General features: G+C 59.6%; 11 protein-coding genes. 8 read left to right on the plus strand and 3 right to left on the minus strand.

Translation table 11 applies throughout. The features are described 5' to 3' along the window. Positions 1-376 precede the first annotated feature (376 nt). The 5 genes from AADW57_RS13390 to paaX all read left to right on the plus strand — a co-directional run bounded on the left by AADW57_RS13390 (position 377) and on the right by paaX (position 4834). Positions 377-601: a DUF4224 domain-containing protein gene (locus AADW57_RS13390; RefSeq protein WP_341667395.1), complete on the plus strand. Its 225-nt coding sequence runs from the start codon at positions 377-379 to the stop codon at positions 599-601. Then, entirely contained in the window at positions 598-1632 is a 1035-nt protein-coding gene (locus AADW57_RS13395) for a tyrosine-type recombinase/integrase (protein ID WP_341667396.1), read from the plus strand. Before AADW57_RS13390 ends, AADW57_RS13395 begins: the two co-directional genes overlap by 4 nt. A gap of 385 nt (positions 1633-2017) precedes the next feature. Then, positions 2018-2275, plus strand: a complete 258-nt coding sequence (locus AADW57_RS13400) for a hypothetical protein (RefSeq protein WP_341667397.1) — start codon at positions 2018-2020, stop codon at positions 2273-2275. Then, positions 2260-3729, plus strand: coding sequence for a phospholipase D-like domain-containing protein (locus AADW57_RS13405; RefSeq protein WP_341667398.1), 1470 nt, complete (start codon positions 2260-2262; stop codon positions 3727-3729). The genes AADW57_RS13400 and AADW57_RS13405 overlap by 16 nt, the downstream gene beginning before the upstream one ends. A 160-nt stretch (positions 3730-3889) precedes the next feature. After that, the gene (gene paaX / locus AADW57_RS13410; RefSeq protein WP_341667399.1) at positions 3890-4834 is read left to right on the plus strand and encodes a phenylacetic acid degradation operon negative regulatory protein PaaX; all 945 of its coding nucleotides are present in this window, start codon (positions 3890-3892) and stop codon (positions 4832-4834) included. 156 nt (positions 4835-4990) lie between these two features. Here the strand turns inward: paaX and AADW57_RS13415 are convergent, their stop codons facing one another. Both AADW57_RS13415 and AADW57_RS13420 read right to left on the minus strand, forming a co-directional pair. Then, positions 4991-6709, minus strand: coding sequence for a cation acetate symporter (locus AADW57_RS13415; RefSeq protein ID WP_341667400.1), 1719 nt, complete (start codon positions 6707-6709; stop codon positions 4991-4993). After that, positions 6706-7014 (minus strand): DUF485 domain-containing protein, encoded by a 309-nt coding sequence (locus AADW57_RS13420; protein WP_341667401.1) that lies wholly within the window; start codon positions 7012-7014, stop codon positions 6706-6708. The genes AADW57_RS13415 and AADW57_RS13420 overlap by 4 nt, the downstream gene beginning before the upstream one ends. 320 nt (positions 7015-7334) lie before the next feature. Between AADW57_RS13420 and AADW57_RS13425 the strand changes: the two genes are divergently transcribed. The 3 genes from AADW57_RS13425 to AADW57_RS13435 are packed head-to-tail and all read left to right on the plus strand — an operon-like array spanning position 7335 to position 9552. Beyond that, entirely contained in the window at positions 7335-7766 is a 432-nt protein-coding gene (locus AADW57_RS13425; protein WP_341667402.1) for a hypothetical protein, read from the plus strand. Further along, the gene (locus tag AADW57_RS13430; RefSeq protein WP_341667403.1) at positions 7763-9079 is read left to right on the plus strand and encodes a relaxase/mobilization nuclease domain-containing protein; all 1317 of its coding nucleotides are present in this window, start codon (positions 7763-7765) and stop codon (positions 9077-9079) included. Before AADW57_RS13425 ends, AADW57_RS13430 begins: the two co-directional genes overlap by 4 nt. A gap of 44 nt (positions 9080-9123) precedes the next feature. Continuing rightward, positions 9124-9552 carry a hypothetical protein gene (locus AADW57_RS13435; protein ID WP_279975946.1) on the plus strand — a complete coding sequence of 143 codons (429 nt, stop codon included), beginning with the start codon at positions 9124-9126 and terminating at the stop codon, positions 9550-9552. A 156-nt stretch (positions 9553-9708) separates the two neighbouring features. On the opposite strand, the gene AADW57_RS13440 is transcribed toward AADW57_RS13435, so the two are convergent. Then, positions 9709-10632, minus strand: coding sequence for an ArdC family protein (locus AADW57_RS13440; protein ID WP_279975948.1), 924 nt, complete (start codon positions 10630-10632; stop codon positions 9709-9711). Positions 10633-10665 lie beyond the last annotated feature (33 nt).

The raw sequence follows: 10665 nt of genomic DNA on the forward strand, positions 1-10665 counted from the left end.
GCAAAACACTTTGGGAGCTGTTCCTCAAGTGGGTGGACAGTCTCCCCATTTAATTCTGATCAGGAAAAAGACATGAACTACAGCTGTGAGAAACACAGTGAAGCCCAAGTGCATCGCGGTCGCACCTGCGTGGCGTGCGAAATCGAGAATCTGCAACAGCAAGTCACTCGCGCTCAATTCCCAGCAACTCGGATGTGGAATTGGATGAACAACCCGGAAAACGCTAAAGACCTCACGGGCGAGCAGCTACGGCAGCGATTCTTGCGGGAGTTCCGGCAAGCCACATGACGCAGGATCGAATTTTGGAAATGTTGGCCAGAACGGCCGAGGATTGGAATCTACCCGCCCCCGTGGCGGGTTTTTGATGGGAGGAGCCATGGCAAATGGTCTATACCTCACCCCCGATGAGCTGCGGCTATTGACGGGGTACATTACTCGCCCCGCCATGATTCGGTGGCTGGAGCGCAACGACTGGCCGTTTGTCATTGGCGGCACAGACAGATGGCCGCGGGTGCTGCGCGAGTTCCACGACCGACGCATGCTGGGCATGCCCACACAAAACAAGCGCGCCGCCGCCGAGCCGGCCTGGAGTGTTTCATGATTGCATCGCGGAAAAAGAATCGTCACCTGGGGCTACTGCCCAGGATGGACGCACGTAAGCGCAAGGGCGGCGGGTACACGTATCGGTACCTGACCTACGACAGGCGCTACATCAACCTGGGACACGACAGGGCCGAGGCCATCAAGCGCGTGCTGGAGATGGAACAGCGGGCGCCTGACACGGGGACGGTGACAGAGCTGCTGCGGGAATATTTCCGTAGCAGCAATTTCAAGAACGATATTTCCCCTCGAACCCAGCAGGATTACCTGGGCTACAGCAAGCAAATCCTGCGTGTGTTTGGGCAGATGCAGGCCAGCGACATCTTGCCGCCACACATCGCCCGCTACCTGCGCATTGAGCGGGCCAGCGCCCCCTCCCAGGCGAACAAGGAAGTTGCAATGCTGTCTTCTGCGTTTCAGTTTGGGATCGAAGCCGGGATCGCAATCAAGAACCCATGCCGAGAAGTGCGCAAGAACAAGGAGCGCCCCCGCACACGATGCCCGTCGTGGGAAGAAATCGAATCGTTCTGCCTGACAGCCAAGGCAAAAGGGCCGTCATCGCATGTGATCGGCCTGATGGCAAAATTCATAGCACTGACTGGCCGCAGGCGGGCCGAGTTCATCAATATGAAAAAAGCGGATTTGACGCCAGACGGAATCCGCGTGACGTACGCGAAGGGACGCGTCGACGACCCTGAAAAACGGGGCCTGATCGAATGGACTGATTCCCTAAGGGCGATACTCACAGAGCTGAAAGCCATCGAGCGTCCAGGCGCGATCAGCTCTGTGTATCTCTGGACCAACAGGTCGGGTAAACCCTATACAGAACAAGGATTCAAGGCGATGTGGGCAAAGATCATGGCGGACTGGGCCAAGGATGGGCAGGACCGTTTCACGTTCCACGATCTGCGGGCCTACTACGTAACGAGAATGGTGGAGCGCAACCAGAATCCAGAGACCCACTCCAACCCAGCGACCACCCGCAAAGTCTACGACCGCCGGCGCGTGGTTCGCATCAAAACCAGCGCTTAAAACGTGGTGACCGCCCTCTTGAAACCCGCATGGGATCTCAGTGCGCCGAGCGGCCCATGTCACCACGTTTCTTCTGTAACCCGCATGAATCCTAGAATGTGAACCGGATTGTGATTCCGGTTGTCGTGGGTTCGAGCCCCATCGGTCACCCCAAAATTTCTCTTTCAGTCTACAAGAAAACCCGCCGAAAAAAATCCCGGGAACATTTCAGCTTGTAGCCTAACGAAAAAGACGAACTCAGCCCATCACCCGATGGGCTTTTTTGCGTTTCAAGCATCCGTTTTACTGCTGCACCACCCCCACGCCAGCCGCTTTGTTACGAAAACTGGCACAATCCCGCACTTTCTTATACCCTAGTCTGTCCCGATTTCCTGGAGGCACACGAATGGAATGCGCTTCTCTCCAATGGGAGCAGGCACCGGCCGGCTGGGACTGGCTGGCCCAGGACGCCGATGGTCAATGGTATTGGTATGGCGTTGAGCCGTCACCGGGCATAGGCGGCGGGGTTTGGCGCGCGCCCTCGCGCCTGCAGAAACTCGCCGGCCCAGGCTCGGCCAACCCGGCCTGGATACAGGCCCTGTATCAACGCCCCGCCTTGCCCTTGCCGACCAGCGACAGCGAGGCCACATGCAGGAGCACGTAATCCAGTTGCGTGCCCTGCTGCAGGACTACTGGCCCCATATCGCCCTGGTTCTGAGCATTGTGGTGGGCGCATCGGCCGCCATCCACGCAGCCATGACCAAGAACGATGTGCGCGCTGCCATCAGTTGGGTGGGCGTCATCATCATGTCCCCCTTGCTGGGACCTTTTCTATACCTGATCGCCGGCATCAACCGCGTGCGCAAGCAAAACCTGCTCGATCACGGCACCGATGCCTTTCGCGAACAGGTTTCGTACACCTATCCGCCGGTCTCGGATGTCGGCCCATTGGCGGGCGCGCAATTTCGCTCCCTGCAAATATTGGGCGACCGAATCAGCCGCAGCCAATTGCGCAGCGGCAATAATGTGCAGGTGCTCGACGGCGGCGACCAGACCTATCCGGCCATGCTGCAAGCCATACATGAAGCACGCAGCACCATTGCCCTGCAAAGCTATATTTTCGACAGTGATCGGCTGGGTGAGCAGTTTGTGCAGGCTTTGGCGCAAGCCCATGCGCGCGGCGTACAGATACGCGTGCTAGTCGATGCCATCGGTGCCAAGTACTCCCGCATTCCGATTGTGCGCCTGCTGCGACGCCAGGGAATACGCTGCGCCCTGTTCATGACCAACCCGCTGGGCTTCATGCGCATGCCTTATGCCAATCTGCGCAGCCACCGCAAACTGCTGATCATCGATGGAGCCATTGGCTTTACGGGCGGCATGAATCTGCGCGAAAGCTTTATGGCCCGCTATTCGGACGGCCAGCCGACGCGCGACACGCATTTCCGGCTGGAAGGTCCTGCCGTAGTGCAATTGGCGGCCTCGTTCGCCCACGACTGGCAATTCACCACCCGGGAAGTGCTGCCTCATTCCCTATGGTGCGCCGATAACTGGAACCCACCCAAACCTCACGTACCGGCCCGTTGCATCTGCTCCGGCCCCGACCGTTTCATGGCCAGCACGCACCACATGCTGCTGGGGGCCTTTGCCGTGGCGCAGCGGCACATACGCATTCAGTCGCCCTATTTCCTGCCCGATCAAATCCTGCTGGGTGCGCTGAACACCGCCGCGCGCCGGGGCATCCAGGTCGATATCGTCATCCCCGGACAGAACAACCTGAAACTGGTGAACTATGCCATGACGGCACAACTGGATCAGGTTCTGCGCGCCGGCTGCCGCGTCTGGCGCGCCAGCGGCCCATTCAACCACTCCAAGCTCATCACCATCGACGGGGCCTGGTCGTACGTCGGTTCCTCTAATATGGACCCGCGCAGCCTGCGGCTGAACTTCGAGCTGGATGTGGAAATATACAGTCGAGATACGGCCCGCCAAATCCAGAATATCATCGACAAGGAAATCGAGGATGCGCAAGCCGTCAGCCTGGAATCCCTGGCCGCCATTGCCTTTGGCAAGCGCCTACGCAACCGCTTGATCTGGCTGGCCAGCCCCTACCTGTAATTCAAGCCTCCCGTGGACCATCGCAGCCGGCATGACGCCAAAGCCCGCACAGTCCCATGCAGATTCCGGTACTTGCGCAGTTGGCGCTTTATAATCAATGCATAAAACAGGCCTGACAAGGCAGGCGATCCGTCCGACTTCAGCCGCCCATACAAAAACAATGTCCGATCCTTCCCATTCCGACCTGGCCCTTTGGGCCGCCCACCATCTTGAAAATCGCCCTCCACGCGCCAAATCTCTGGTCATGACCTTGTTTGGCGATGTCATACGCCCACACGGCGGCAAGCTGTGGCTGGGCAGCCTGATCCAGTTGTTGGCCCCATTCGGCATCAGCGACCGCCTGGTGCGCACCAGTGTCTACAGGCTGGCCGAGGAAGGCTGGCTTAGCGCCCAGCGCGAAGGCCGGCGCAGCCAGTACACGCTGCGCCCGGAAGCCAGCCAGCGATTCGAGCACGCCTACCAGCGCATCTACACGCCTACTTATCTGGCCTGGAACGGAAAGTGGACCTTGGTCTTTAGCTTGCCCGGCTTGATGATGAACTCCAAACAGCGCGCCGACCTGCGCAAAGAACTGCTCTGGGAAGGCTTCTGCGCCCTCTCGCCCACGGCTTTTCTGCACCCCAATCCAGACCACACCATTCTGGACTACATCCTACAAGCCACCCAGGCACGCGGCCAAGTCTACGTCGCCCAACTGGAGCCATCCGATTTACCTCAGACCCGGCCACTGGCGCAACTGATAGAAGAAAGCTGGGACCTGGCTCACGTGGCCAAAGGCTATGGGGAGTTCATCCAGCGTTTCATGCCCGTACGCGACATGCTACAGACGGGCCAACCCTACAGCGCGGAACAGGCTTTTGCCGTACGAACCTTGCTGATCCACGAATTTCGCCGCATCCAGCTGCACGATCCGCAACTGCCCATCGAACTGCTGCCAGCTGGCTGGGCTGGCAAACAAGCCTACGAACTATGCCGGACCATCTACCGCCTGGTTAGCGTCAAAGCCGAGCAGTACATTCTGCACACGCTGCGCGCCGAAGACGAACATGCTCCCGAGGCCGCTCCCTACTTCTACGAACGCTTCGACGGTCTGCCCCAGGCATAAGCTCGTCTGGCCATGGCTGACGCTTGGCTAGACCGAGGCATACCGACGCAAAAAAGCCGGCGAGACGGGTAGCCACGCCGGCACAAATCCGCACCGCCCGGTAAGGCAGCTCGGAACGCAGAGGAGAGCACCCAAGGGTGCCCTCCAGGGAACAGATCAATGCGACGAAGCGGACGCAGCACCGATACCGGTTTCGGAACGCACCGACTGGGCGGCAAAACCGTCGCGGTCCAGTTGAGCGCGCGGGCTGTTATCCAGCACCGAGAACAACCAGATAGCCACGAACGCCAAGGGCATGGAGAACAGCGCAGGCGAAGCGTAAGGGAATGGAGCCGAGCCGACTGGATTACCAAACGTGGCCTCCCAGACCGACGGCGACAGCAAGGTCAGGACCAGAGCCGTGAACAAGCCCAGGAACCCGCCGATGGTTGCGCCACGCGTCGTGCACCCCTTCCACAAAATGGACAGGAACAAGACCGGGAAGTTGGCAGAAGCAGCGATCGCGAAAGCCAGCGACACCATGAAGGCGATATTTTGCTTCTCGAAGATAATGCCCAGCAACACGGCGATCACGCCCAGCATCAGCGTCGTGACACGCGAAACGCGCAGCACTTCCTCGTTGGTCGCATCGCCCTTTTTGATCAGCGTGGAGTACAGGTCATGCGACACGGCAGAAGTACCCGACAGCGTCAGACCCGCCACCACCGCCAGAATGGTTGCAAAAGCCACAGCCGACATAAAGCCCAGGAAGATGTCGCCACCCACAGCGTCAGCCAGATGGACGGCCGCCATATTAGTGCCGCCGATCAACACGCCCGCGCTATCCAGGAACTTGGGATTGGTGGAGACCAGAACGATAGCGCCAAAGCCGATAATGAAGGTCAGAATGTAGAAATAGCCGATCCAGGTCGTGGCCCAGAACACGGATTTACGCGCTTCCTTCGCATCGGGCACGGTAAAGAATCGCATCAGAATGTGGGGCAGGCCGGCAGTACCGAACATCAGGGCCATGCCAAAGGAGATGGCGCTGATGGGGTCTTTGATGAAGTTGCCCGGTCCCATGATGGCCTGACCGATCGCGGACGCCTCGACGGCATCCTTGCCCGCAGCCAAAGCGCCATCGGTCTTGACCTGCACGGCGGCGGAAAACAGTTTTTCCGGCGAAAAGCCATACTGTGCCAACACCATCAAAGCCATGAACGAAGCACCGGACAGCAGCAGACCAGCCTTGATGATCTGCACCCAGGTCGTGGCCGTCATGCCACCAAACAGCACATAGACCATCATCAGGACACCGACCAGCACCACGGCCATCCAGTATTCCAGCCCGAACAGCAGCTTGATCAACTGACCCGCACCGACCATCTGCGCGATCAGGTAAAAGAGCACCACCACCAACGTGCCCGATGCGGCAAAGGCACGGATCGGCCCCTGGCGGAAACGATACGCCGCCACGTCGGCAAAGGTGAACTTGCCCAGATTGCGCAGCTTTTCGGCCAGCAAGAACGTAATAATGGGCCAGCCCACCAGAAAACCGATAGAGTAGATCAGACCGTCGTAGCCATTGATCATGACCGCGGCGGAAATCCCCAGGAACGAGGCCGCCGACATATAGTCGCCGGCAATCGCCAGCCCGTTCTGAAAGCCTGTAATGCCGCCGCCAGCCGTATAGAAGTCGGACACCGATTTAGTGCGGGCGGCCGCCCACTTGGTGATCCACAAGGTGGCCAGCACAAAAACACCGAACATGCCGATGGCCGTCCAGTTTGTCGCCTGTTTTTTCAGCTCGCCCAGATCGCCGCCAGCCGCCATCAAGGCAGGGCTGGCCAGGAGCAAGCCAAGAACCAGGCCCGAACGCAGAAGGGAATGCTTCATTTACGCACCTCCTCGAGCACTTCGCGGGCCATGGCGTCGAACTTGGTGTTGGCGCGCCATACATAAATGCCGGTAATGACCACGGCCAGCACGATGACCCCAAAACCCACGGGGATGCCGACGGTCATGACACCTTCGCCCAGGCGTTTTGCAAACAATTCCTTGTCGAACGCAATAATGCCGATATAGCTGTAATACGCCGCCAACATGATGATGGTCAGAATCCAACCCAGGCGCAGCCGGGTTTTGACCAGATTCTGATAACGGGGATTGGCCGTGATCCGGCCTACAAGAGGATCCTGCATGTTTTGTCTCCGTATTTTCTGACCGCCTGATGAATCGGCGGATCTTATAAGCCGGGCCAGCCCCCCAAGCAGGAGCAGGAACGGTGCTGTGAAGACGCCTGTCGACGTCTATGCGGTGAACATTAGACGGCGACACTTACACCATGCTTACTGGTAGGACAGGATCAGGGTAACTGCGGAGAACGGCGCGTGGCGCTGGCGCACCTCGACGCTGAAACGTCGAACCGCAATGAGGCCATTCTAGAGGAACTTGCAAACTGGAACACTGAACTCAAGCGCCTGAACTCCCCCGCGCTGCAACCGGGTAAGGAGGTCAAGCCATGAGCCTCGACCGCCCACCCATTACCGGGGAATTCCAGAAGGCCAGCACACCGACACCGCCACCTCAAGGGGACAAGCCCGCGCCGCCCTTCTCACTACGCCTGAGCACTGTAGAGCGGGCTGAACTGATCCGCCGCGCAGGCAGCAAGCCGCTCGGGGTCTATATCCGGGCGCAACTGCTCGGAAACGTGACAACCCCGCGCCGCACCCGTCGCCAGCCCGGAGCTGATCAACAAGCCCTTGCCAGGCTGCTGGCCGAACTGGGGCACTCAAAACTTTCCAGCAACCTCAACCAGTTGGCCAAGGCCGCGAACACGGGTTCGCTGCTCGTGACCATGGAGACGGAGCAAGCGCTTATCGAAGCCTGCGAGGATGTCCGCCGTATGCGCCATGCCCTGCTGACCGCGCTGGGCTTGAGGTGCGAACCATGATCCTCAAAGGCAGCCAACGCAGCGGCGCAAGCCAGCTTGCCACCCATCTGCTCAATGCCCGTGATAACGAGCATGTCGAGGTGCATGAACTGCGCGGATTCAGCGCCGATGATCTGCATGGCGCGTTTCAGGAAATCGAGGCCACCAGCCGGGGAACACGGGCTAGACAGCCTTTGTTCTCCCTGAGCCTGAACCCGCCGCCACGCGAACATATCAGCACCGAAGCCTTTGAAGCCGCTATCGAGGCGGCAGAAAAGAAGCTGGGGCTGCAAGGCCAGCCCCGCGCCATCGTCTTCCACGAGAAAGAAGGCCGCCGCCACGCGCATGTCGTGTGGTCGCGGATTGATTCTGAGTACATGAAGGCGGTCAACCTGCCCCACTTCAAGCGCAAGCTGCAAGACGTTTCCCGCCAGTTGTACCGGGAACACGGGTGGAATATGCCGCGCGGCTTGGTTGCTGGCGCGCAACGTGACCCGCTGAACTTCACCCGCAGCGAATGGGAACAGGCCAAGCAGGCGAAGCAAGACCCGAAAGCCCTCAAAGCCATGTTTCAGCGCTGCTGGGAACAGGCAGATTCGGGCAAGGCTTACGCGCACGCCTTGGCGCATCAGGGCTACACCCTCGCGCAAGGGGATCGCCGCGCTTTTGTCGCGGTGGATTTTCGGGGACAGGTCTATGCGATTGCCAAGTGGTCAAACGTCAAGACCAAGGATGTCCGCGCACGGCTGGATGGCCTTCAAAACCTGCCCAGCGTCGAGCAGGCGCAAGCTCAGATTTCCGCCCGCATGACCGAAACGCTGCGGGCCTATGTCACCGAAGCGGAAACCGCGCGCCAGAAGCACAAGGCCGCACTTGCCATGCAGCGGGCGCAACTGGTGCAGCGCCAGCGCAAAGAACGTGCTGACCTTGCCGCCGCACAGGAACAGCGCCAGACCAAGGAAAGAGCCGAGCGCACCAGTCGCCTGAACCGGGGCGTGCGCGGCCTGTGGGATCGGATCACAGGCCGCTACGCCAAACAGGCCAAGGCGAATGAACAGGAAGCCCTGACCGCATGGCAGCGTGACCGACGAGAAAAAGACACCCTGATCGTCCGACACCTCGAAGAACGTGAAGGCCTGCACCTGATGGCCCGCCAGCAAAAGCAGGCCCATGACAAAGACATGGAGCAACTGCACCGCGACATCGCGGCCTATCAGCAACAAGATGGCAAAACACCGCCTGACCTGAAAGGCCAATTCCGAGACGGCGCTGAGCGCGCCAGTGAACGCATACCTGAGCGGGGACGCGATAGAGGCCTGTCCCGCGAACCCTGATCCCTTCCCTGTAACAAGGCCCGCAAGGCCAGAAAGGAGTTCACATGCTGAAAATCATTCTCCAAGATGCCATGGCACGAAGCCTCACGGAGTATCGCGCCGATCCCGAGCACTGGCAGGGCTGGGACTGGTGCGAACTATCACCCGAAGAGTCCGAAGTGTTCAACATCTCCCCCGCGCGGTGGGCCGAGCTGCTTCCGGTATGGCAAGCTTTTGAGTTCTTCATCGGGCGCACCGATGGCTGGAATGATCCCGTCATGGAACAGGATTACCCTGATCTCGGAACGGTCATGCAAGCAGTGCGTGACCAGTACCCGGAATGGGTTTCTCTCAACGCATCGGCGCAAAGCTTCATGCGCTTTGCCCAGTGTTTTGCGGGTGTCCGCTTCCGTGAAGCCCATGCCGTGTTCACCAAAATGCAGTATTGGGGCGTGCGGGCGGGGATTCACTGGTTCTCGGATGAAATGAACTGACCTTGCACCACAGCGGATTCCTAGCAAAGGGCGCAAGGCTTCCCCATCCGGGCGGGGGGCGCGGGCGGCATCAGCCGGGGGCGCGAATTGCCCGTCTGCCAAGATGGGCCACACAAAGAAAAGCGCCGGGGAAACCCGGCGCTTCTGCTTTCTCGCTCATGCTGCGAACAAGGCAAGCTGCTCTTGCGGCGCTGGTGCTTTCGCCTGCAACCCGTGCAGATAATCCATGGCCTTTTGCGCATGACTGGCGGAGGCGAAGATCGCCCGCTTGTCTTCCTTCATCACTTCCAGCCATGAGGCCAGATAGTCCGCATGGTCGGCGCGCAGTTCCGGTGTGACGGAAAGATCGGCGCACAGGAACGCCGCGCCCATCTCGGCCACCAGTTCCTCAAACGCATAGGCCCGGTCGCCGTAACGCTTACCGAATTCCCGCGCCATGCGGTCTTGATGGCCCGTCCAGTGGATCAATTCATGGGCTTTGGTCGCGGTGTAGCTTTCAACGTCGCGGAAAGACGGTACCGGGGGAAGCTGGATCACATCCGGCCCCGGCGCATAGAACGCTGACGATCCGCCATGCCGGAACACCGCCCCGGTGCGGGCAAAGAAGCTTTCCGCGTGTTCTATCAGGTCAACGGCTTGGCCTTCATCATCCGCAGCACCCGCCGGATAAACCCCCGCGTCTAGCCCTTCGATCTGCTCTACGTTGAACACGGTATAGGCTTTCATAAAGCCAAACGCGCGTTCTACATCTTCGCCCTTGTCGTTGGTCTCGATACGGTGGATGGTGTCGGCATAAACGACCATCGCCCCCTTCTCGCCTTTGCGCACATGCGCCCCATGTTCGGCGGCCTGCTTGTAGGTCATCCAAGTGCTGGCCCGATAACCACGCTCTACGCTTTCAGCCCACAGCAGCAAGACATTGATACCCCGGTAAGGCTGGCCGCAGCCACGCCGGGGAAACGGGGCACCGCCTCCCGCCTGCCATGGCTTCATCCATGGGCGGGTTCCGGCCTCCAGACTGGCGATGATTTTGTCAGTGACGCGGGTATAGACATCGGCTTTGGTGCTCTCGGCTTTCATGGTTTTCTCCTTTAGGGTTTGGTTTGCAAGGCG

The sequence above is a fragment of the Alcaligenes sp. SDU_A2 genome (assembly GCF_038237375.1).
Taxonomy (GTDB): Bacteria; Pseudomonadota; Gammaproteobacteria; order Burkholderiales; family Burkholderiaceae_B; genus Alcaligenes.